Origin of the sequence: Amycolatopsis sp. NPDC051373, from assembly GCF_040689465.1 — a bacterium.
GTDB lineage: Bacteria > Actinomycetota > Actinomycetes > Mycobacteriales > Pseudonocardiaceae > Amycolatopsis.
The window spans coordinates 51,964-71,645 of record NZ_JBFBAE010000001.1; the positions used below are offsets into that span (position 1 = coordinate 51,964).

The following is a 19,682-nucleotide window of genomic DNA, read 5'->3' on the forward strand; positions in this document are numbered from 1 at the left end:
GACGGCCGGGAAACTTGCATCATCGCTTCGCCGGTTAGTTCGGCTCTACATAACCGCCGACGTCCTTGACGAGGCCGTTCGGATCGATGACCAGGCGCTGAACGTGCAGAATGCCCGAAACTGGCAGGCGGAGCAAAGCGCCGGTGTCGGCAGCGATCTTGCCGTCATTTCCCGGCAGCCACCGCAGGTTCCCCAGGATTCCGTGGATGTCCCGCACGACCCACCGGTCACCTTCCCGTGCAACGTGAAGCCGATCGCCGATCCTGACCGCACCGAGTCGTGACGATGGGGCCGGCCTCGTAGCAAGTCCCCACACTGGTGGTGTGCCGGCGGCATACAAGTCTTCGCCAAGCGGACCCGCGATGCCGATCAGCCGGTCGCCATTCTTCCGTCGGGAAATGAAGCGGTATGCCTCGTCCATGGGTATGTGATCGCGGCTTTTCCAGCGAACGTAACAGCGGTTCGCGTTTGCGCCGCTACGGGCGCGCACGGCCCGCTCCTGCGAGCCGGTTGGGCGCGGTGAGGCCGCGCCGCGGTCACCGGTCCGAGGTGCCGGGTTCCTCAGACTGACCGTCACCGCGCACCACCACCGCGTGCCACACCAGCACCAACGGCACCACCACCAGCTCCAGCACGATCGCCGCGCGGAACACCGGATGCGGCGCGCCCACCCGCCGGGCCGAGATCAGCCGCGGCACCCCGCCGACAGCGGCGGTGCCGAGGACAACACGCGTGGTTGCCGCACGTTTTTCCGGGTGGCGGAGCGACCACCAGAGCGCGAGGCCCGCCGCGGTCCAGAACGTGTTGACGAAGCGGTATTCGCTGTCGACGCTGGGCGCGGCGGGGGCGCCGCCGGGGGCGCGTTCGGGGCCGCCCAAAATCCCGGTCAGGCCGCTGGCGACGGGGATCGCCCCGAGGACGCCGAGGACGGTCAGCAACGCCTTGCGCGACTTCGCTCGTGCCATGCGGCCGAGACTAGATCAGGTCCCAGGTCAAAGCCGTGCCTTTTGCGGCGTCGACGCGGAAGGTGCGGCCCAGCACCGTCGTGATCTCGGCCGGCGCCAGGCCGCCGGCCGGGCGGATGGACCGGACGTTCGACGACGTCACCTCGTCGCCCGCGCGGACGTCCGCCACGACGTACAGCGAGCGGCGCAGGCGAAGGCCTTCCTTCTCACTCTCGCGCGGGCCGATCACCGGGCGGCCGAGGGCCTCCCACGCGCGGTGGCTCTCCGTCACCAGCGCGGCCAGCTCGGCGGGCTCCAGCGAGAACTCCGAGTCCACACCACCGTCGGCGCGAGCGAGCGTCACGTGCTTCTCGATCGCCACCGCGCCCAGCGCGACGGCGGCCAGCGGCGCGCCGATGCCCGGCGTGTGGTCGGACAGGCCGACGAGCGTGCCCGTGACGCCGGCGAGCACCGGCAGGCCGCGCAGGTTGCTTTCGGACGGCGAGGCCGGGTAGCTGGCGGTGCAGCCGAGCACGATGAGCTGGTCGTTGCCGGCGTCGCGGGCGGTGCGGACGGCGGCGTCGATCTCCGCGATGCTCGCCATGCCCGTCGAGATGATGAGCGGCTTGCCGGTGCGGGCGCACAAGTCGACCAGCGGCAGATCGACGATCTCGGAAGACGCGATCTTGTACGCGGGTACGTCGAGCGATTCCAGCAGCTCCACGGCCGTCGGGTCGAACGGGCTGGAGAACGCCTCCAGGCCGCGCGAGCGGGCGCGCTCGAAAATGGGTTCGTGCCATTCCCACGGGGTGTGGGCCTTTTCGTACAGCTTGTACAGGTTTTCCCCGCCCCACAAGGAATGTCCGTCGCCGATGCGGAAGGCGGGGCCGTCGACGTCGATCGTGATCGTGTCGGGGCGGTAGGTCTGGAGCTTCACCGCCTGCGCGCCGGTGTCGGCGATGGCGTCGACGATCGCGAGCGCGCGGTCGAGGTCGCCGTTGTGGTTGCCGGACATCTCGGCGATGACGAACGGCGGCCGGTCCGGGCCGAGCGTGTGGGCGCCGATGCGGACTTCGGACATGGGTGGCGTCCTCCCGGTGATGCGCGTGCGGGTCACCCCCGAGTCTTGCGCAGCCACCGGAAGCCCTCCTCGGCGGGCGCCGACTCGACGTACCCGGCGCGCTCGAACAACGCCGCCGAAGCCGCGTTGTCCTGGTGCACGGCGGCGAGGATCGCGCTCACCATCTCACGCTCGATGAGCACGCGTTCGCCGAGCGTGAGCACGGCGCGTGAAAGTCCCCGCCCACGGCTCGCCGGAGCGAGCGTGATGCTGACTTCCCATTCCCCCGGCCGTTCCCGGTCGAACCGCACGGTACCCACGGGCCCGTCGTCGTCGGAAACGACCAGCAGCAGCCGGTCCGGCGAAGCCAGCACGCCGCGCAGCCACCGCAGGTGTTCGGCGAGCTCGATCACGCCACTGGACCGCGACGCCTCCCGCGTTCGCGGGTCGTTGCGCCAGGCCAGCAGCAGCTCGGCGTCGGCCTCGGTGGCCTCGCGAGCCGCGAGCCGGCTCACTGGGCCGAGGGCGCCAGGCGGTTGTCCTCGAGGCGGCGCAGCCGGTCCTCGTACCGCGCGATTCCGGCGAGCCGGACGCGGATCTGCGCGTGCTGGCGCTGGATCTCCTCGATCAGCGACCGCGACTCGGCAATCTCGGCGCTGTCGGCGCGCGGCACGAGTGCCATCGACTCCCGCAGCGTCTCCAGCTGCGCCTCCTGCGCGGCGATGTGCGGGATGATCCGGTCGAGCTCGGCGCGGGTCCAGAGCAGGTCGCCGCGGGCGCGCTCGAGGCTCGACTCCGCGGCGTCGAGCCGGCGCCGGTGGTCGGCGGTCGCGTGCTCGAGGTCGTTGACGCGGTGGTTCAGGTCGCGGACGGTGTCGCGCATCCGCTCTTCGATGCGGAAGTCGATGAGCCGGGCGATCCGGTTGAACAGGCCGGAGCGGAGTTTCTGGACTGCCATGGGGAACGGTTCCTTCGGGATTCGGAAACTGGGTCAGCGCAGCAGAACAGTGTCGCCGGTCCGGGTCCACGAGTCCAGCAGCCTGCCCTCGGCGGCGATCTGGTGCTCGGGACCCACGATGCAGGAATCGCCGGCGGCGTGCTCCCACGAAGTTTGGTTCGGGTTGTCGATGAAGGAGAACCCGGTGAGGACCAGCTGCGCATTGGGGAACGACGTGCGCGCGATCCACGCCGCGAGCGTGCCCGTGGTCGACCAGGTCGACTCCGTGCGAGTCGGCAGGCCGAGCGCGTCGGACAGCGGCAGCACGACCTCGCGGTTGGGCACCGGCACGAACCCCAGGTCGGCGGGCCACCAGCCCGGCAGCGCCTCCGGTTCCCAGTGCAGCCGGCCCGGCTCCACCAGCAGATACAGCCTGCTGCGGTAGTCGCGGAAAACGTGGCGAGTGGCCCGCACGGCGCGGTTGAAGACCACGGCGTGGACCTTGCGCCCGGTCACCTCCGGGCCTTCCGGCTCGTCGACGACGAAACCGTTGACGCGGATCACGAGATCGCAGTCGTCCACGGCCTTGGCCCGAGCCGAGTCCGGGTCCAGGGGCTGGTTGCCGACGACCGCGACCGACTTGGGGTCGGGACGATCGGCGTACGCCGCGAGGAGATCGACCATCAGGCTCGCCGCACCGAGAGCAGCAGTCATGGGGCAAGAAACTACCAGGACACACCGCGTGTCCGGTGCGGCATCGACAGGTCATCGACAGGTCGGGCGCACGCCTGGGCCGGGGCGTCCCGAGGACGAGACCTCCGATCGGTACCCTCGTCCACGTGCATGCCACCAGCACGGTTCACGTAGCCGAACCCGAGGTCTCGATGCCGTTACCACCTGCGTCGGACCGCAAGACGTTCTCCAGGGCGATCGCCGACATCAAGGAGGGTCTCGCAGCTCGCCAGCTGTGGACCCACCTTGGCTGGCAGGACATCAAACAGCGCTACCGCCGGTCGGTGATCGGTCCTTTCTGGATCACGATCAGCCAGGCGGTCATCGCGCTGGGGCTGGGTTTGCTGTACTCACAGCTGTTCAACCTGCCCATCCAGGTGTTCCTGCCCTACATCTCCACCGGGTTCATCATCTGGGGCTTCATCCAGGGTTGCCTGTCCGAGGGCATGGAGACGTTCATCGCGAACGAGGGGATGATCAAGCAGCTCCCCGCGCCGCTGAGTGTCTACGTGCTGCGCACCGTGTGGCGTCAGACGCTGTTGCTCGCGCACAACATGATCGTGTACTTCGTGCTGCTGATCATCTTCTTCAGCTCACTCGACGGGCCGTACTCGCTCGGCACGAAGACCGGCGCCTGCGTCCCGGACAAGTTCTGCCACCCGGGCCTGAGCTGGAACATCTTCCTCGCCATTCCGGGTTTCCTGCTGCTGGGACTCACCGCGTGCTGGGCCGCGCTGCTGCTCGGGATCATCTCGACGCGCTTCCGCGACATCCCGCAGGTGATTAACTCCCTGATCCAGCTGCTGTTCTACGGCACGCCGATCGTGTGGCCGGTCGACCAGCTGGAGTCCGGTGGCGCGCGCGACAGTGTGTCCTGGGCGCTGCCGTTCATCAAGGCGAACCCGCTGTACCACTACATGCAGGTGACCAGGGCCCCGCTGCTCGGGGAGGCCGTGAGCTGGACCAGCTGGGTCGTGGTCGGGTCACTCACGATCGTCGGCTGGGCGCTCGCGCTCGTCGCCATGCGCAATTACCGCTCTCGCGTCTCGTATTGGGTGTGACACATGGTCAGCATTGACGTTCACAACGCGTACGTCGACTTCCCGATCTTCGACGCCAAGACGCGGTCGATGAAGAAGCGCGTGCTGGGCAAGGTCGGCGGCAAGATCGGCACGGACCAAAAGGTGCCGATCATCGAGGCGCTGCACGACGTGACCCTGAAGCTGCGCGAAGGCGACCGCGTGGGCCTGGTCGGCCACAACGGCGCCGGGAAGTCCACGCTGCTGCGCCTGCTCGCCGGCATCTACGAGCCCACCCGCGGCGCGGCCCGGATTTCCGGCAAGATCGCCCCGGTCTTCGACCTCGGCATCGGCATGGACCCGGAGATCTCCGGCGTCGAGAACATCATCATCCGCGGCCTCTTCCTCGGCATGACCGCCAAGGAGATGGAGAAGCGGGTCGACGACATCGCGGAGTTCACCGAGCTCGGCGACTACCTGCAGATGCCGCTGCGCACGTACTCCACGGGTATGCGCGTGCGCCTGGCGCTGGGTGTCGTGACCTCGATCGACCCCGAGATCCTGATCCTCGACGAGGGCATCGGCGCGGTCGACGCGGCGTTCCTCAACAAGGCCCGCGACCGCCTCAAGGACCTGGTGAAGCGCTCCGGCATCCTGGTTTTCGCGAGCCACTCCGACGAGTTCCTCTTCGAGCTCTGCGACTCCGCGATCTGGATGGACGAGGGCAACGTCAAGCAGCAGGGTTCGCTGCGTGAGGTCCTCACCGGCTACAAGGGCCGAGACCCGTTCGAGAACATGAGCCAGGAAGGCCTGGAGCGGCTCGGCATCGAGCCCGTGGGCACGAAGAACGGCGGGGAATGATGACCAGCGAGACCCAGCAGCTGCCCGAGGGCGCCGTCGTCGGCGTGGTGGTGACGCGCCACCGTCGTGAGCTGCTCGCGGACTCGCTGAAGATCATCGCCGCGCAGACGCGGCCGGTCGACCACCTCGTCGTGGTCGACAACGGTCCGGACCAGTCGGCACGGGACGTCGTCGAGGCGTACCCGCTGCCTTACACGTACCTGCCTTCGCACCGGAACCTCGGCGGCGCGGGCGGGTTCGCGCTCGGCATGCTCCACGCGCTCGCCCTCGGCGCCGAGTGGGTCTGGCTCGCCGACGACGACGGCCGTCCCGCCGACGAGCACGTGCTGCAGATCCTGTTGGAGGAAGCCGAAAAGCGCGGCCTCGCGGAGATCTCGCCGGTGGTGGCGAACATCAACGCCCCGGCCAAGCTCGCGTTCCCGTTGCGGCGCGGGCTCACGTGGAAGCGCTCGTCGGCGGAGCTGGGCACGGACTTCCTGCCGGGCATCGCTTCGCTCATGAACGGCGCGCTGTTCCGTGCGTCCACTTTGGACGTCACCGGCGTGCCGGACCTGCGCCTGTTCTTCCGCGGCGACGAGGTGGAGCTGCACCGCCGGCTCGTGCGCTCGGGTTTGCCGTTCGGCACCTCGCTGCGCACGACCTACCTGCACCCCGACGGCTCGGACGAGTTCAAACCCATGCTGGGCGGGAAGTTCCACGCGCAGGACCCCGAGAACGAGGTCAAGCGTTACTACACCTACCGCAACCGCGGCTACCTGCTCTCGCAGCCGGGCATGCGCAAGATCGGCGCTTTGGAAGTGATCCGCTTCGGCCTGTACTTCGTGGGTGTGAAGCGCGACCCGAAGGCATTCCTGCAGTGGCTGAAGCTGGTGCGGCAAGGCCGGGCGGAGAAGTTCTACCGCTACTGAGACTCAGCACGAAAAAGGGCCCCTCGAACGCCGAGGGGCCCTTTTCGTACGGCCAGAGCTACTCCCCGATCACCGGCGGAGCGGCACGCAGGTCGGCGCCGTATTCGTCGTCTTCGTCCACATGGGAGAAGAAGCGCGAGCCGTCCGCTTCGTCCTCTTCGTAGCGAGCGGCACCGCCGCCCATCCCCATGCCCATCCCGGCCCGCGCGGGCGCGCCGCTCAGGCCGGACGCGGCGCCACCCGGCGCCGCACCTTCACCCGGGCCGAAGCTGCCGCCGCGGCTGAACTTCGACTGGTACTCCTCGTCGGCACCGAAACCGCCGCCACCGCCGCCCATGCCGCCCATGCCGCCCATCGGCATCCCGCCCATCGGCATGGCGCCGCCCGCGGCACCCGCGCCGGCACCCTGCTGCTGAGCGGCCGCCGGCGCGACGCCCGCCGCGGTGGTGGCCGAGTTCGGGGCAGGCGGGGGCACGTGGCCGGAACCGGTGATCTGGCTCGGCGCAGCCGAAACCTGCCCACCCGAGTCGGCACCGCCGCCACCGGACTGGTGGTCGGTGGAACCGGAGCCGGTGGGCAGCACGGCCGAAGCGGTGGTCACGCTGCCCGTGCCGAACTTCGGCGGGTCCGCGAACACCGGCTGCTTCGACGCGGCCGAGTACAGCGAGTGGTCGTAGTCCGACATCACCTGCGCGGCCTGCTCGTGAGCCGACTGGCTGTCCTGCTGCTTCTTCAGCGACTTTTCGACGGTGTCGCCGAGGTCGAACGGGCCGGCGGCGGTCCAGTGCGCCATCTCGTCGGTCCAGTCGAACGGGATCGGCTCGGTCATCGCGTTGCGCGCGTGCTGCGCGGCCGCACCCTGGTCGTCGACGGTCTGCGCGGCGAGCTTCGCGTTCTGCGCCGTGGCGTCGGCCCAGGTGCCCAGCGTGGCGAAGTAGGCCTGCGCGCTCTCGGCCGCGCTGCCCTCCCACGAGCCCTTGGACTTGTTCACGGCCTCGGTCAGCTGCGTCGCGAAATCGTCGAAAGCCTTCGTGACGTCGGTGTACGCGGCGGAGACGCCGGAAACCTGGTTCACGTCGAGGTTCGTGGTCACGAACTGCTGGAGCTGCTCGTGGGTGTGGCCGAGATAGTCGGCGTCGGACGGCTCGAGCCCCGGCTGCGGCGCGGTCATGCGAGGTCCCCCGTCTTGTGGGCGGCGTGCGCGTCGACGGCGCTGTCCTCACCGGTGCGGTAGACGCCGCCGGCGCGGGCCAGCGCCTCGTCGGCCTGCGTCAGCACGGCACGGAACTGCCCCAGCACCGACCGCACGGACCCGACGTCCTGCGACGCGGCCTTGAGGTCGTGGGCCGCCACCGCGTGCCCGTACGGGTGGCTCCCGAGCTGCGGGGCCTGATCCAGCGCGGCCGTGGAACCGGTCAGCCGGTCCACTCGCGTCACCATGTCGGACAGTGCCTGGCGCAGGTCCTCGAGCGCTTCACCGGAGATGGTGAAGCTGCCCGACTTCGCGGCGTTCACGAGTTTCGTCATCTCGGCCGCGGCAGCAGCGACGGCCTTCGGGTCCAGGCCGGCGACCTGTCCCGGCTCCACCAAGGTCATGACCCGAAGTCTACTGACGACGACGGCCGCGGTCAGGCGTTTGCGGAATACGCCTCCAGCTGCGCGAACAGCTGCTGGGCGAGGCGGTTGTTGTCGGCCGGCGCGTAAGTGAGCCAGCGTTGCCCGTCGTCGGCGACGCGGGTGCTGAGCAGGTAGCGGCCGAGTTCCGTGTCGAACCAGACGAGCGGCGGCTGCGCGCCGATCGTGAACTGCCCGACCCGCAGCCGCGGCTTCTCGAAGATCCGCTCGACGGACCTGAGCTGCGGGTTTCGCGGGGCGTTCGACGCCGCGAACGGGTCGTACCCGTCCCGGCGGGGCTGCTTCGCCGGGCGCGTGATCGTCACGGACTGGCCGGGCGCCGCGGTCCCGGGCGGCAGCAGGTCGACCAGCGCCGGTACGAGACCGGTCGGGCGGATCTGCTCGAAGACCAACATGCCGTTGTCCTGCTTCACCAGCACGGCCTGGTCACCGGTGGACGCGACGCGCGCGAACAGCTGCCCCGCGCCCTGTTGCCGACTGTCCAACTGCGCCGTCGCGGTGACGACGAGGCGGCTTCGAACGAACGTGGTGAGCGCCAGCTCCAGGTCGTCGTCGAGGTAACCGCGGTGCGCGAGGCCCCGGTTGTCGAGGTCGCGCAGCACGGCGTCGCGCACGCCCGCGCGTTCCTGGCCGGTGATACCGATGTGCGCCACCGAAAACGGCGCCGGCGTGCGGCCGAGACCCTGCCGCTCCAGCAGCAGGTCCACCGCCGCGGGTGACAACGTGAACGAATACGGCATCGTCCGTCCCTAGGTCGGGTTTCCGCGACGAAACGCTAGCCGACGCCGCACGGGCGCCGCACCCGGACCGGTGAAGTGCTCTGCTGTGCGCGAACCCGCTTGCCGCCGGTGATCGAGCGCTGGTGGCATGGAGTCATGGCTGATCCGAAACTCGCGCTCGTCCTGCACCTGACCTCCGGCGGCGAACCGCTGATCTTCCCCATCACGAACGACGAATCCGCCGGCGTTGAGGAGAAGATCCCCGACCTGCTCAAGCACGGCGGGGTCCACTCCGTGCGGACGCGCGACGGCAACACCGTGTCGGTGAACTTCGCTCACGTGGCCGCGGCGTATGTCGACGATCTGAGCCGGAAGGGGAAGTTCGGGCTGTCGGCTTAGCCCGCCGTTCTGGGGGACGTGCCACATCCAGGTCAGGGTCGAAATGGCCCTGACCTACACTTTTCCATCTTGGTGCCACACGGGGCCATCCAGGTGCCATCGGCGGCACACGTCTGAGCCAAATCGGCATTGGTATGGTGCCACTCGTGTGCCATAGTTGTGCCATGGACTTGACCACGTACGTCAGCAACCTCGGGCGAGAGTTCGCCACGCTGGCCGAGGCCGGTGGCGAGGAATCTCGTGAGCTGGTCGAGCGGCTGACCGGTTCGCTCGAGTCGGCGATCCGGATGACACTGCTGGACGCGCTGTCGGCCGCCGCCGACGAGATCACCCGCGACCTGGCTCCGGGTTCGGTGGAGCTGCGCCTGCGTGGCCGCGATCCGCAGTTCGTCGTGACCACGCCGCCGGCCGAGCCGCTCGAGCTCGCGGCCGAAGACACGACCACGGCCACCGCTCCGGAGAGCGAGCTGCTCATCTCCGAAGACGGTCCCGCCGCGCGCATCAACGTGCGCCTGCCCGAACAGCTCAAGGCCGCCGTCGAGGAGGCCGCGGGCAAGGAGGGGCGCTCCGTCAACGCCTGGCTCGTCCGGGCGGCCGCCACGGCCTTGCAGCGCACCGACCGCGACCAGCGCGTCGAGCCGCCCAGCAGCGGCAAGCGGACGAAGCAGAGCTTCACCGGGTGGGTCCGCTAACACCTTTCCGCACCACCTTCACCTCACGTCCCTGACCTGCGGGGACGGTTCACCGACACAAGTTCTGGAGACAGCCATGCCAAAATTCGAGACGCCCGACCCCATCTCCGTCACCGTCGACCTGAGCGTCGGCGACGTGCAGATCACCGCGAGCGAGCGTCAGACCACCGTCGTCGACGTCCGTCCGAGCGACGAAAACGACGAGTCCGACGTGAAGGCCGCACAGCAGGTCCGCGTCGACTACCGCAACGGCACGCTGACGGTCACCGGCCCGAAGCGCACGTTCGACTTCTCCCGCAAGACCCGCGCGGTCGACGTCACCATCGAGCTGCCCACCGGGTCCGCGGTCAACGCCGAGCTGCAGGCGGGCGACTTCCGCACCGCCGGTGTGCTCGGCGAGAGCCGGTTCAAGACCGCCGCCGGCAACGCGCGGGTCGACCGCACCGGCTCGCTGCACCTGTCCACTTCGGCCGGTCACGTGACCGTCGACGGCGTGGCGGGCAACGCCGAGATCTCCACCGGCACCGGCAAGATCCGGATCGGCGAGATCGAGGGCACCGCGGTGGTCAAGAACTCCAACGGCGAGACCACGATCGCCTCCGTCGGCGGCGACGCGCGGGTGCGTTCGGCCAACGGCGACATCACCGTCGAGCACGCGGGCGCCGGCGTCGACGCGAAGACCTCGGCCGGGCTGATCCGCCTCGGCGAGATCGTGCGCGGCGCGGTGACGCTCGAAACCTCCATGGGGGACCTGGAAATCGGCGTCGCCGAGGGCACCGCGGCCTGGCTTTCCGTGACGACCGGCTTCGGCCACGTGCGCAACCTGATGGAGAACGCCACCCGCCCCGAGGAAGCCGACGAGACCGTCGAGGTGCGCGGCCGCACCTCCTACGGCGACGTGATCATCCGCCGCGCCTGACTTTTTCTTTCCAGCGAAGGGGAAACCATGACCAGCAACCACTCCCGGCCGGCGATCGCCGCGACCGGCCTGCGCAAGTCCTACGGCGACCACGTCGTGCTCGACGGGCTCGACCTCACCGTCGCCGAGGGCACGGTGTTCTCGCTCCTCGGCGCGAACGGCGCCGGCAAGACCACCGCCGTGAAGATCCTGTCCACGCTGATCAATGCCGACGCCGGCGACGTGCGGGTGGCCGGGTACGACCTCGTCCGCGAACCCGACGCGGTGCGTGCCGCGATCGGCGTCACCGGCCAGTTCTCCGCCGTGGACAACCTGCTCACCGGTGAGGAGAACCTGCTGCTGATGGCGGATCTCAACCACCTCGGCCGGGCCGACCGGCGCCGCCGCACCGCGCAGCTGCTGGAGCAGTTCGACCTCGCCGAAGCGGGCAAGAAGCCGGCGTCGACGTACTCCGGCGGTATGCGGCGACGGCTCGACCTGGCGATGACACTCGTCGGCAGCCCGCGGCTGATCTTCCTCGACGAGCCGACCACCGGTCTCGACCCGCGCAGCCGCCGCAACATGTGGCAGATCGTCCGCGACCTGGTGGCCGACGGCGTCACGATCTTCCTGACCACGCAGTACCTCGACGAGGCCGACGAGCTGGCCGACCGCATCGCGGTGCTCGACCACGGCCGGATCGTGGCCGAGGGCACCGCCGACGAGCTCAAGCGCCGCATCCCCGGCGGGCACGTCCGGCTGCGCTTCGCCGACCCGCGCGGCCTCGACACCGCCATGACCACGCTCGACGACGCGGCGCGCGACAACGACTCGCTCACCTTGCGCGTGCCCAGTGACGGCAGCCTGCGCTCGCTCAAGGCCCTCATCGGCCGCCTCGACGACCAGGCCATCGAGGTCGACGAGCTGTCCGTGCACACCCCCGACCTCGACGACGTCTTCCTCGCCCTCACCGGCAACCCCGCGACCGAGAACACCACACTCGAGAAGGTGACGACCCGATGAGCACTCTCACCGCGCCGGCCCCCACCGGCCTCAAGTTCCAGCCGCTGCGCGACTCGGCGACGATGCTGCGTCGCAACCTCAAGCACATGCTGCGCTACCCGTCGATGACGCTGATGCTCGTCGGGATGCCAGTGGTCTTCCTGCTGCTGTTCGTCTACGTCTTCGGCGGCACGATGGGCGCCGGGCTCGGCGGAGGCGGCGGCAGAGAGACGTACGTGAACTACGTGGCGCCGGCGATCATCCTGATGACCGTGACGGCCACTGTCCAGGGCACCGCGATCTCGGTCGCCATGGACATGACCGAAGGCGTGATCGCGCGGTTCCGGACCATGCACATCGCCCGCGTCTCGGTGCTGACCGGGCACGTGCTGGGCAGCGTGATCCAGGCGGCGTTCACCCTGGCGATCGTGATCGGCGTGGCTCTGCTGGTCGGTTTCCGGCCCTCGGCCGGGCTCGGCGGGTGGCTGGCCACGGCCGGGTTCCTGCTGGTGGTGACGTTTGCGCTCGTGTGGCTGTCGGTCGCGCTCGGCCAGGTGAGCAAGAGCGTCGAGACGGCGAGCAACCTGCCGATGCCGCTGATCCTGCTGCCCTTCCTCGGCAGCGGCTTCGTGCCCACCGACTCCATGCCGGCCGGGCTGCGCTGGTTCGCCGAGTACCAGCCGTTCACGCCGATCATCGAGACCCTGCGCGGGCTGCTGATGGACAAGCCGCTCGGCAGCAACATGTGGTTCGCCCTCGGCTGGTGCGCCGTGATCGCGCTGGGTGGCTACCTGTGGTCGAAGCGCCTGTTCAACCGCGAATACGCCCACTGACCTGCAGTCGAAAGAGGCCCGAAATGACGCACCTTCCCGAGCTGCCTGTCGACCGTCCCGTCGGCTGTCCCTTCGACCCGCCCGCGGAGCTGGGCCCGATTCGCGAGCGGCACCCGGTGGTCCGCCTGACCTACCCCGACGGCCACGAGGGCTGGCTCGTCACCGGCTACGCGCAGGTCCGCGCGGTGCTGGCCGACCAGCGCTTCAGCTCCCGCTACGAGCTCGCGCACTACCCGATGCCCGGCCTGGAAGGCATCGAGGTGCCGGCCGCGGCGCCCGGCGACCTGACCGGCGTCGACGACCCGGAGCACGCCCGCTACCGCAAGCTGCTGACCGGCCGGTTCACCGTCCGGCGGATGCGGCAGCTGACCGAACGCGTCGAGCAGGTCACCGCCGAGCACCTGGACGCGATGGCCCGGCAGGGTCCTGTGGTGGACCTGGTCCAGGCCTTCGCGCACCCGGTGCCCGCCGTGATGATCTGCGAGCTGCTGGGGGTGCCCTACGCCGACCGCGAGTCCTTCCAGGGCCACGCCGCCGCGGTGTCCGATGTGGACGCCGCTCCCGAGGAACGCTTCGCCGCGTACGGCAAGCTGCAGGAGTACGTCGGCCGGCTGGTCCCGGCGAAACGCGCCGAGCCGACCGACGACATCCTCAGCGAGCTGACCACCAGCGACCTGACCGACGAGGAGCTGGCCGGCCTCGCGACCTTCCTGCTGGGTGCCGGTCTCGACACGACCGCGAACATGCTGGCGCTGGGCACTTTCGCCCTGCTTCAAAACCCCGAGCAGCTCGACGCGTTGCGCGCCGACCCGGACCTCGCCGACAAGGCGGTCGAGGAACTGCTGCGGTACCTGAGCATCACGCACACCGGGGTGCGGGCGGCGCTGGAGGACGTCGAGCTCGACGGGCAGCTGATCAAGGCGGGCGAGTCGGTCACCGTCTCCGTGCAGGCCGGCAACCGCGATCCGGAGCGGTTCGCCGAGCCCGACACGCTCGACCTCAGCCGGGGCGTGCCTGGGCACCTGACGTTCGGCCACGGCATCCACCAGTGCCTCGGCCAGCAATTGGCCCGGGTCGAGATGCGCGTCGCGCTGCCGGCGCTGGTCAGCCGGTTCCCGACGCTGAGGTTGGCCGTCGCGCCCGAGGACGTGGCGCTGCGGCCCGGGCACCAGAACATCTACGGCGTGCAGAGCCTGCCGGTCACCTGGGACCAGGACTAGCGACGCGCCAAAGCCAGCAGGCCGTCACGGATTTCGGGGCGGCTGGCGGCCACCAGCAGGAACGTGGCTTCCCGCACCAGCCGGCCCGCGTGCTCGCCGACGAGCACGGAGCGGCTGCCGGTGGCGGCCACGAGGGCCCCGGCGCTGCGGTAGGCCAGCTCAGCGCCCGCCGCGCGGGCGGCAGGCAGTGAGGCCGGGTCGGTGAGGCCCGAGTCGAGGCGGATGCGGATCTGTTCCTGCTCGGCACGCAGGGCCGCGGCCGTTCCGGTCTGGCCCAGGTCGTCGAGCAGGCGGGCACAGCGTTCGGCCAGGCCGAGGGGGGCGCAGCCGTTGAGCCGCGACGCGAAGGTGTTCCCCGCGATGAAGTCGGCGTGTGAGACCTCGGCGAGCACGCGTTCGGCGGGCACCAAGTAGTCGTCCAGTCCGATGCGGACGGTCGAGGTGCCTTGCGCGGCAATCAAGTGCAGCGGACTGACGTCGAGTCCGTGTCCGGCCACCGGAGCGACCACGGTGGTGACGACAGTGTCCTGAGGGGTTCGACCCGAGAGCATCAGCAAGTCGATCCCACCCCAGCCGCTCACGAACGGTGCCTCGCCGTCGAAGCGGAACCCGTCGCTGACCCGCCTGGCCCGGGTGCGCGGCGGTGTCGGGATCACCCCCGCGTAGGCAACTCCGGCCCGGACAGTGCCTTTGACCAGGTCGGCGAGGTATTCGGAGCGCAACGCCTCGTTGGCCGAACCGGACAGGCCGGCGACGAGACCGTGGTGCTGGATCCAGGTGAACGTGGTGCTCAGGCACCCGCCGGCCAGCGTCTCGATCACCTCGACGAGCTCGGCCAGGCCCGCGCCGGGGCCACCGGCGTCGGGGGGTGCGGCGAGGCCGTAGAGGCCGGCCTCGGCCAGCGCGTCGAAGTGCGACCGCGGCACCTCGCCACGCAGGTCGACCTGCGCGGCAGCGGGGAACAGCACGTCATCGGCGAGTGCCCGCGCTCGGGCGACGAGGTTCGACACGAGAGTTAGGCTACCCTAACCCGGCCGGAAACAATCCCCCGAATGCACCGAAAGCCACCACGGAGGCAACCGTGGTGGCTTTCGGTGTTCAGAGCATCAGAGCTCGTAGAGACGCTTCCAGTTCTCCCGCGAGGTGAGCTCCGGCATCGCGCGCTTGTACTGCTCCTGCACGCCCGCGCCTTCCTTGCGCAGCCGCTGGATCACCTTCGCGCCGCGCCGGGCGAGGTCGAACATCTTCACCTTGTCGTACGTGCGCACGCGCACGCCTTCCTGCGAAGCGTCGGTGACCACGGCCGTGTCGAACAGCGCGATGTGCCACCAGTGCGCCTCGTCGATCGGCACCGCACCGAGGCCGAAGCGGCTGCGGCCGAGCACGCGGTCGATGACGCGCTTGATCAGCACCAGGCGCTGCATGCTGGGCCGCGGCGCGCTGTTGATGATGCCGATGTCGTTGGACGCGATGCCCGGGACGTCGGTGGCCTTGTGCCGCTTGGTCTCCGGGTACTCCCCGCGGATCCGGCGGATCTCCTTCATCGCGGCGACACCGCCGTCACGCAGGACCTCCGGGCCCTCGAGGAAGTCCTCGACGGCCTTGATCAGCGTGGCCGACAGGCCGTACTGCATGCCCAGCAGGTAGCGCACCAGCTGCGCGAGCAGCACCCGCGAAAGCAGGTTCAGGTTGAACGGCGAGTGCAGGGCGGCGGTGATGATCGAGTTGCGCAGGTTGAAGTACCGGTGCCACTCGTCCCAGTCCTTCCAGTGGAAGTCCGCGTGCCACACGCCGGCGCCCGGCAGCGTCACGGTCGGGAAGCCGTATTCGCGGGCCCGGTAGGAGTACTCCGCGTCGTCCCACTGGAAGAAGAACGGCATCGGGTAACCGATGGCCTTCACGACCTCGTAGGGGATCAGGCACGACCACCAGCCGTTGTACCCGGCGTCGAGGCGGCGCTCCTGGCGGTTGGGCTTGAGGGTGTCCTCGTCGACGCCCAGCAGGTCGGCCGTGGACAGCGAGTGCGTGACCGGCTGGCCCGGCTCCAGAGTGTTCAGGCGCGCGTACTCGGCGCCGACGTGCAGCTGGTTCGGGTGCAGCAGGTTGAGCATCTGGCCGCCGACGATGATCGGGTTGGCCGCGCGGTTGGAGAACGCCGTCATTCGCACGACGAGGTCCGGCTCCAGGAGCACGTCGTCGTCCATGAACAGCACGTTCGCGTGCTCGGTGGCGGTGTGGCCGGCCACCTCGTACAGGCCGCGGGTGAAGCCGCCGGCGCCGCCGAGGTTGGGCTGCTTGATGTAGTGCAGCTTGTCGCCGAGGTCCTTCGCGACCTGCTCAAAGCCGTCGCGCGACTCGACGAGGTCGGTGCCCTGGTCGGCGACGTAGATGGCGTCGAGCGTGTGCAGCGACGACACGTCGGCGGCGAGCGCCTGCAGGTTCTTCAGGCAGTCGTCCGCGCGGTTCATCGTGCAGATGGTCACCGCGGTCGGGCGGATCACGGCCGGTGCTTCAACTGTCCAGCGGACCTGCTCGACGCGCAGCGTCTGGCCGCCTTCGGTTTCGAGGTCGAGCCAGAGCGCGCCGCCGTCGTAGAACTTGTCGAGGCTCGCGGACATCGTGACCTTGCGGGCCTTGGCGCCGGAGACCTGCTCGGCGTTGACCACGCGGGCGTCGCCCTGGAGGTCCGACGCGCCGACCGAGAGCAGACCGTCACCGCTGACCACGGCTTCCACGGTGACCGAGGTGACCGTGGTCCAGCGCTGCCAGTAGCTGGCCGGGAAGCGGCCGAAGTAGGTGTTGCCGGTGACCTTCGACGACGGTTCGACGGTGAGCGCGTCGCGGTCACGCACCGCGGAACCCCATTCGAGCTCGGCGTAGAGGTCCTTGCTGACGATCGGCGCCGGGCCGGCGTACAGCCCGCGCTGGGCCGTCAGCCTCCCTTCGGGCGCGTGCTCCGCGAACCGGGTCTCGCCTTCGGGGGCCGCCTCCGCGACCGGGGCTGCTTTACCGGGCATCGAACTCAGTTCTCCTTTACCGGCCGCTCACGAAACACGACCCACTTGAGCATGACGAAATTGATCACGGTCGCCGTCGCCTGTGACACGACCCAGCCGAACGTGGCCTTCCACGTCGACTCCGGGAGCAGGTGCAGCATCCACTGGTTCACACCGACCGCCACGAGGAAGGTCACGGCGTAGAGCAGGATGAAGCTGCCGACCTGCGTGCCGCCATCGCGACGGCCGCCGGCGAACGTGAACCGGCGATTCAGGAAGAACGCCGTGGTCGTACCCACGACGAAGCTGATCGCGCGAGCGATGTCGACCCACGGCACCGCGTCCATGCCGATAGCCCTGAGCAGCGAGTATGTACCCAGATCGAGCAGCGCGCAGAACCCGCCGATCAGCCCGAAGCGGATGAGCTGACCGAGCAGACCGGGGCCCGTCGGTGCTGTCACCGTCGTCTCACTCTGCGGTTCCGTAGCCACCACTGGAATACCTTCTCGGCTCGATGCGTCGTCGTCTCTGGATACATGCAGACATGTCTAGTCCGTGTCGACTTTGACGCGCGGACGCTTGTGCCTTGATGCGCAAAGTGTAGAAGCGGTCACTTCAGGGCCACGTTCCGGGCGTCCTTGCGCGTGTCTACTCTGGTCGAGTGACCCATTCACCCGAGACACAGCGACGCACGCTCACCGGTTGGGGCCGCACCGCCGGGACGGTCGCCGACGTCCTGAGCACACCCGACATCGAAGCCATCGCCGAGGCGGTCACATCGGCCGGGCCCCGCGGGGTCATCGCGCGCGGCCTCGGCCGCTCCTACGGCGACCCGGCGCAGAACGCCGGCGGCCTGGTGGTCGACATGACCGCGCTCGACCGCATCCACTCGATCGACCCCGACTCCGGTCTGGTCGACCTCGACGCCGGCGTGAGTCTCGACAAGCTCATGCGCGAGGCGCTGCCCCACGGTCTCTGGGTGCCGGTGCTGCCGGGCACGCGCCAGGTGACGATCGGCGGCGCGATCGCCAACGACATCCACGGCAAGAACCACCACTCGGCCGGCAGCTTCGGCAACCACGTGGTGTCGATGGACCTGCTCACGGCCGACGGTCGCGTCCGCACGCTCACGCCGGACGGCGACGAGGCGGAGCTGTTCTGGGCGACCGTGGCCGGCATCGGCCTCACCGGCATCGTCACGCGCGCCACGGTCCGGATGAAAAAGACGGAGTCGGCTTATTTCTACGTCGACGCCGACCGCACGTCGAGCCTCGACGAGACGCTCGCGCTGTTCACCGATGGTTCGGACCTGAACTACGACTACTCGATGTCGGTCCCGGACCTGATCTCGTCCGACTCGCGCCTGGGCCGCGCCACGTTCTCGCGCGGCTCACTCGCCACGCTGGACCAGCTGCCCGCGAAGCTGCGCAGCGAACCGCTGAAGTTCGACGCGCCGAAGCTCGCGACGCTGCCTGACGTGTTCCCCAACGGCCTGGGCAACAAGCTCACCTTCGGCCTGATCAACGAGCTGTGGCAGAAGACCGTGCCCAAGAAGGGTGTGCGCGGCAAGGTCCAGAACCTGACGCAGTTCTACCACCCGCTGGACATGATCTCGGAGTGGAACCGCGCGTACGGCTCCAAGGGCTTCCTGCAGTACCAGTTCTCGGTGCCCTTCGGCGCGGAGGACCAGCTCAAGGCCATCTGCCGACGGATCGCGACCTCGGGGCACTACTCCTTCCTCAACGTGTTCAAGCGCATGGGCGACGCCAACCCGGCGCCCATGTCGTGGCCCTCGCCCGGCTGGATGCTGAGCGTGGACTTCCCGATCAAGACCGGCCTGAGCCGGTTCTGCCTCGAGCTCGACGACGAGGTGCTCGCCGCGGGCGGCCGCCTGTACACCGCGAAGGACTCGCGGACCGGCGCCGAGACGTTCGCGAAGATGTACCCGCGGCTCGAGGAGTGGCGCAAGGTCCGCGCCGCCGTTGACCCCGAAGGCGTTTTCGCCTCTGACATGAGCCGGAGGCTCGCACTGTGATCGACGCCGTTGGCAACCCCCAGTCCCTGCTGCTGCTCGGCGGCACGTCCGACATCGCGCTGGCCATCGCGGAGAAGTACCTCGCGGAGAAGCCGCTGCGGGTCGTGCTGGCCGCGCGTCCGTCGCCCCGGCTCGACGCCGCGGCGCAGCGCCTGAAGGATCGCGGCGCCGAGGTGTCCACTGTGGACTTCGACGCCAAGGACACGGCTTCGCACCCCGCCGTGCTCGACCGCGCGTTCGCCGGTGGCGACATCGACGTGGCCGTGGTCGCGTTCGGCCTGCTCGGCGACCCCGAGGAGGTCTGGCAGGACCACGCCAAGGCCGTGGAGCTGGCGACGGTGAACTACGCGGCCGCGGTATCGGTGGGCGTGGCGCTGTCGGAGAAGCTCAAGGCCCAGGGCCACGGCACGATCATCGCGCTGTCCTCGGTGGCCGGCGAGCGCGTGCGGCGCTCGAACTTCGTGTACGGCTCGACCAAGGCCGGGTTCGACGGCTTCTATCTGGGCCTCGGCGAGGCGCTCGCCGACCACGGCGTGCAGGTCACCGTGGTCCGTCCGGGTCACGTGAAGACCAAGATGACGGCCGGGCTGAAGGACGCTCCCCTGGCCCAGACCGCTGAGCAGGTGGCCGACATCGCCGTGGCCGCGGCGCGCACCGGCAAGGACCTGGTGTGGGCGCCGGCGCAGTTCCGGCTGGTGATGTCGGTGCTGCGGCACGTGCCGCGTCCGATTTTCCGGAAACTGCCGATCTGACCGGGAACTCCCGAGGCGGGACCTTCGTCGCATATGGTGA

23 protein-coding genes are annotated in these 19,682 nt (G+C 69.4%); 11 read left to right on the plus strand and 12 right to left on the minus strand.

The window, feature by feature from the left end; genetic code table 11:
* Positions 1 to 34: 34 nt before the first annotated feature.
* From AB0383_RS00295 to AB0383_RS00320, 6 genes are all read right to left on the minus strand, one after another.
* Positions 35 to 421, minus strand: a complete 387-nt coding sequence (locus tag AB0383_RS00295; RefSeq protein WP_366184169.1) for a hypothetical protein — start codon at positions 419 to 421, stop codon at positions 35 to 37.
* Between the two features lie 115 nt (positions 422 to 536).
* Entirely contained in the window at positions 537 to 965 is a 429-nt protein-coding gene (locus AB0383_RS00300) for a DUF4345 domain-containing protein (RefSeq protein WP_366184171.1), read from the minus strand.
* A 10-nt stretch (positions 966 to 975) separates the two neighbouring features.
* The gene (gene pseI, locus AB0383_RS00305; protein ID WP_366184173.1) at positions 976 to 2,025 is read right to left on the minus strand and encodes a pseudaminic acid synthase; all 1,050 of its coding nucleotides are present in this window, start codon (positions 2,023 to 2,025) and stop codon (positions 976 to 978) included.
* Between the two features lie 32 nt (positions 2,026 to 2,057).
* On the minus strand, positions 2,058 to 2,519 hold the full coding sequence (locus tag AB0383_RS00310) for a GNAT family N-acetyltransferase (protein ID WP_366184175.1): 462 nt from the start codon (positions 2,517 to 2,519) through the stop codon (positions 2,058 to 2,060).
* Positions 2,516 to 2,962, minus strand: a complete 447-nt coding sequence (locus tag AB0383_RS00315) for a hypothetical protein (protein WP_366184177.1) — start codon at positions 2,960 to 2,962, stop codon at positions 2,516 to 2,518. The genes AB0383_RS00310 and AB0383_RS00315 overlap by 4 nt, the downstream gene beginning before the upstream one ends.
* Positions 2,963 to 2,995: 33 nt before the next feature.
* On the minus strand, positions 2,996 to 3,625 hold the full coding sequence (locus AB0383_RS00320; protein WP_366184862.1) for a hypothetical protein: 630 nt from the start codon (positions 3,623 to 3,625) through the stop codon (positions 2,996 to 2,998).
* A 155-nt stretch (positions 3,626 to 3,780) separates the two neighbouring features.
* Here AB0383_RS00320 and AB0383_RS00325 point away from each other — a divergent pair, with 155 nt between their 5' ends.
* Genes AB0383_RS00325 through AB0383_RS00335 form a run of 3 tightly spaced genes read left to right on the plus strand, consistent with a single transcriptional unit; the run spans position 3,781 to position 6,461 of the window.
* Positions 3,781 to 4,734, plus strand: coding sequence for an ABC transporter permease (locus AB0383_RS00325; protein WP_366184179.1), 954 nt, complete (start codon positions 3,781 to 3,783; stop codon positions 4,732 to 4,734).
* Positions 4,735 to 4,737: 3 nt separating this feature from the next.
* The gene (locus tag AB0383_RS00330; protein ID WP_364173646.1) at positions 4,738 to 5,553 is read left to right on the plus strand and encodes an ABC transporter ATP-binding protein; all 816 of its coding nucleotides are present in this window, start codon (positions 4,738 to 4,740) and stop codon (positions 5,551 to 5,553) included.
* On the plus strand, positions 5,553 to 6,461 hold the full coding sequence (locus AB0383_RS00335; RefSeq protein WP_285974378.1) for a glycosyltransferase family 2 protein: 909 nt from the start codon (positions 5,553 to 5,555) through the stop codon (positions 6,459 to 6,461). Before AB0383_RS00330 ends, AB0383_RS00335 begins: the two co-directional genes overlap by 1 nt.
* Positions 6,462 to 6,519: 58 nt before the next feature.
* Here the strand turns inward: AB0383_RS00335 and AB0383_RS00340 are convergent, their stop codons facing one another.
* From AB0383_RS00340 to AB0383_RS00350, 3 genes are read right to left on the minus strand one after another with little or no spacing between them, the layout of a single operon-like run.
* Positions 6,520 to 7,632 (minus strand): hypothetical protein, encoded by a 1,113-nt coding sequence (locus AB0383_RS00340; RefSeq protein ID WP_366184182.1) that lies wholly within the window; start codon positions 7,630 to 7,632, stop codon positions 6,520 to 6,522.
* The gene (locus AB0383_RS00345; protein WP_366184184.1) at positions 7,629 to 8,057 is read right to left on the minus strand and encodes a hypothetical protein; all 429 of its coding nucleotides are present in this window, start codon (positions 8,055 to 8,057) and stop codon (positions 7,629 to 7,631) included. The genes AB0383_RS00340 and AB0383_RS00345 overlap by 4 nt, the downstream gene beginning before the upstream one ends.
* 32 nt (positions 8,058 to 8,089) lie before the next feature.
* Positions 8,090 to 8,836, minus strand: a complete 747-nt coding sequence (locus tag AB0383_RS00350) for an ESX secretion-associated protein EspG (RefSeq protein WP_364173655.1) — start codon at positions 8,834 to 8,836, stop codon at positions 8,090 to 8,092.
* 135 nt (positions 8,837 to 8,971) lie between these two features.
* Here AB0383_RS00350 and AB0383_RS00355 point away from each other — a divergent pair, with 135 nt between their 5' ends.
* The 6 genes from AB0383_RS00355 to AB0383_RS00380 all read left to right on the plus strand — a co-directional run bounded on the left by AB0383_RS00355 (position 8,972) and on the right by AB0383_RS00380 (position 13,859).
* Positions 8,972 to 9,214, plus strand: coding sequence for a hypothetical protein (locus AB0383_RS00355; protein ID WP_220245629.1), 243 nt, complete (start codon positions 8,972 to 8,974; stop codon positions 9,212 to 9,214).
* Positions 9,215 to 9,378: 164 nt separating this feature from the next.
* The gene (locus AB0383_RS00360; RefSeq protein WP_364173658.1) at positions 9,379 to 9,906 is read left to right on the plus strand and encodes a ribbon-helix-helix protein, CopG family; all 528 of its coding nucleotides are present in this window, start codon (positions 9,379 to 9,381) and stop codon (positions 9,904 to 9,906) included.
* Between the two features lie 76 nt (positions 9,907 to 9,982).
* Positions 9,983 to 10,825 (plus strand): DUF4097 family beta strand repeat-containing protein, encoded by an 843-nt coding sequence (locus tag AB0383_RS00365; protein ID WP_364173660.1) that lies wholly within the window; start codon positions 9,983 to 9,985, stop codon positions 10,823 to 10,825.
* A gap of 27 nt (positions 10,826 to 10,852) precedes the next feature.
* Positions 10,853 to 11,827, plus strand: a complete 975-nt coding sequence (locus AB0383_RS00370; protein WP_364173663.1) for an ATP-binding cassette domain-containing protein — start codon at positions 10,853 to 10,855, stop codon at positions 11,825 to 11,827.
* Positions 11,824 to 12,639: an ABC transporter permease gene (locus AB0383_RS00375; RefSeq protein ID WP_364173666.1), complete on the plus strand. Its 816-nt coding sequence runs from the start codon at positions 11,824 to 11,826 to the stop codon at positions 12,637 to 12,639. The genes AB0383_RS00370 and AB0383_RS00375 overlap by 4 nt, the downstream gene beginning before the upstream one ends.
* Positions 12,640 to 12,662: 23 nt before the next feature.
* On the plus strand, positions 12,663 to 13,859 hold the full coding sequence (locus tag AB0383_RS00380) for a cytochrome P450 (protein WP_366184188.1): 1,197 nt from the start codon (positions 12,663 to 12,665) through the stop codon (positions 13,857 to 13,859).
* Here AB0383_RS00380 and AB0383_RS00385 read toward each other — a convergent pair.
* The 3 genes from AB0383_RS00385 to AB0383_RS00395 all read right to left on the minus strand — a co-directional run bounded on the left by AB0383_RS00385 (position 13,856) and on the right by AB0383_RS00395 (position 17,349).
* On the minus strand, positions 13,856 to 14,869 hold the full coding sequence (locus tag AB0383_RS00385) for an acyl-CoA dehydrogenase family protein (RefSeq protein ID WP_364173672.1): 1,014 nt from the start codon (positions 14,867 to 14,869) through the stop codon (positions 13,856 to 13,858). The two genes, AB0383_RS00380 and AB0383_RS00385, sit on opposite strands and share 4 nt — an antisense overlap.
* Positions 14,870 to 14,965: 96 nt before the next feature.
* Complete coding sequence (locus AB0383_RS00390) at positions 14,966 to 16,876, minus strand: glycosyltransferase (protein ID WP_366184191.1); 1,911 nt, start codon at positions 16,874 to 16,876, stop codon at positions 14,966 to 14,968.
* 5 nt (positions 16,877 to 16,881) lie between these two features.
* A complete protein-coding gene (locus AB0383_RS00395) occupies positions 16,882 to 17,349 on the minus strand; it encodes a GtrA family protein (RefSeq protein ID WP_364173678.1) in 468 nt (155 codons plus the stop codon).
* Positions 17,350 to 17,516: 167 nt separating this feature from the next.
* Here AB0383_RS00395 and AB0383_RS00400 point away from each other — a divergent pair, with 167 nt between their 5' ends.
* Positions 17,517 to 18,890, plus strand: coding sequence for an FAD-binding oxidoreductase (locus tag AB0383_RS00400; RefSeq protein WP_366184193.1), 1,374 nt, complete (start codon positions 17,517 to 17,519; stop codon positions 18,888 to 18,890).
* Entirely contained in the window at positions 18,887 to 19,642 is a 756-nt protein-coding gene (locus AB0383_RS00405) for a decaprenylphospho-beta-D-erythro-pentofuranosid-2-ulose 2-reductase (protein WP_364173683.1), read from the plus strand. Before AB0383_RS00400 ends, AB0383_RS00405 begins: the two co-directional genes overlap by 4 nt.
* Positions 19,643 to 19,682: the final 40 nt, after the last annotated feature.

What these genes read in the sequence shown, in the direction of transcription:
- AB0383_RS00335 (WP_285974378.1), top strand. Translation starts at nt 5,553, where the DNA reads ATGACCAGCGAGACCCAGCAGCTGCCCGAGGGCGCCGTCGTCGGCGTG.
- AB0383_RS00330 (WP_364173646.1), top strand. Translation starts at nt 4,738, where the DNA reads ATGGTCAGCATTGACGTTCACAACGCGTACGTCGACTTCCCGATCTTC.
- AB0383_RS00380 (WP_366184188.1), top strand. Translation starts at nt 12,663, where the DNA reads ATGACGCACCTTCCCGAGCTGCCTGTCGACCGTCCCGTCGGCTGTCCC.
- AB0383_RS00295 (WP_366184169.1), bottom strand. Translation starts at nt 421, where the DNA reads ATGGACGAGGCATACCGCTTCATTTCCCGACGGAAGAATGGCGACCGG.
- AB0383_RS00340 (WP_366184182.1), bottom strand. Translation starts at nt 7,632, where the DNA reads ATGACCGCGCCGCAGCCGGGGCTCGAGCCGTCCGACGCCGACTATCTC.
- AB0383_RS00350 (WP_364173655.1), bottom strand. Translation starts at nt 8,836, where the DNA reads ATGCCGTATTCGTTCACGTTGTCACCCGCGGCGGTGGACCTGCTGCTG.
- AB0383_RS00355 (WP_220245629.1), top strand. Translation starts at nt 8,972, where the DNA reads ATGGCTGATCCGAAACTCGCGCTCGTCCTGCACCTGACCTCCGGCGGC.
- AB0383_RS00390 (WP_366184191.1), bottom strand. Translation starts at nt 16,876, where the DNA reads ATGCCCGGTAAAGCAGCCCCGGTCGCGGAGGCGGCCCCCGAAGGCGAG.
- AB0383_RS00300 (WP_366184171.1), bottom strand. Translation starts at nt 965, where the DNA reads ATGGCACGAGCGAAGTCGCGCAAGGCGTTGCTGACCGTCCTCGGCGTC.
- AB0383_RS00320 (WP_366184862.1), bottom strand. Translation starts at nt 3,625, where the DNA reads ATGGTCGATCTCCTCGCGGCGTACGCCGATCGTCCCGACCCCAAGTCG.
- AB0383_RS00345 (WP_366184184.1), bottom strand. Translation starts at nt 8,057, where the DNA reads ATGACCTTGGTGGAGCCGGGACAGGTCGCCGGCCTGGACCCGAAGGCC.
- AB0383_RS00370 (WP_364173663.1), top strand. Translation starts at nt 10,853, where the DNA reads ATGACCAGCAACCACTCCCGGCCGGCGATCGCCGCGACCGGCCTGCGC.
- AB0383_RS00375 (WP_364173666.1), top strand. Translation starts at nt 11,824, where the DNA reads ATGAGCACTCTCACCGCGCCGGCCCCCACCGGCCTCAAGTTCCAGCCG.
- AB0383_RS00360 (WP_364173658.1), top strand. Translation starts at nt 9,379, where the DNA reads ATGGACTTGACCACGTACGTCAGCAACCTCGGGCGAGAGTTCGCCACG.
- AB0383_RS00315 (WP_366184177.1), bottom strand. Translation starts at nt 2,962, where the DNA reads ATGGCAGTCCAGAAACTCCGCTCCGGCCTGTTCAACCGGATCGCCCGG.
- AB0383_RS00365 (WP_364173660.1), top strand. Translation starts at nt 9,983, where the DNA reads ATGCCAAAATTCGAGACGCCCGACCCCATCTCCGTCACCGTCGACCTG.
- pseI (WP_366184173.1), bottom strand. Translation starts at nt 2,025, where the DNA reads ATGTCCGAAGTCCGCATCGGCGCCCACACGCTCGGCCCGGACCGGCCG.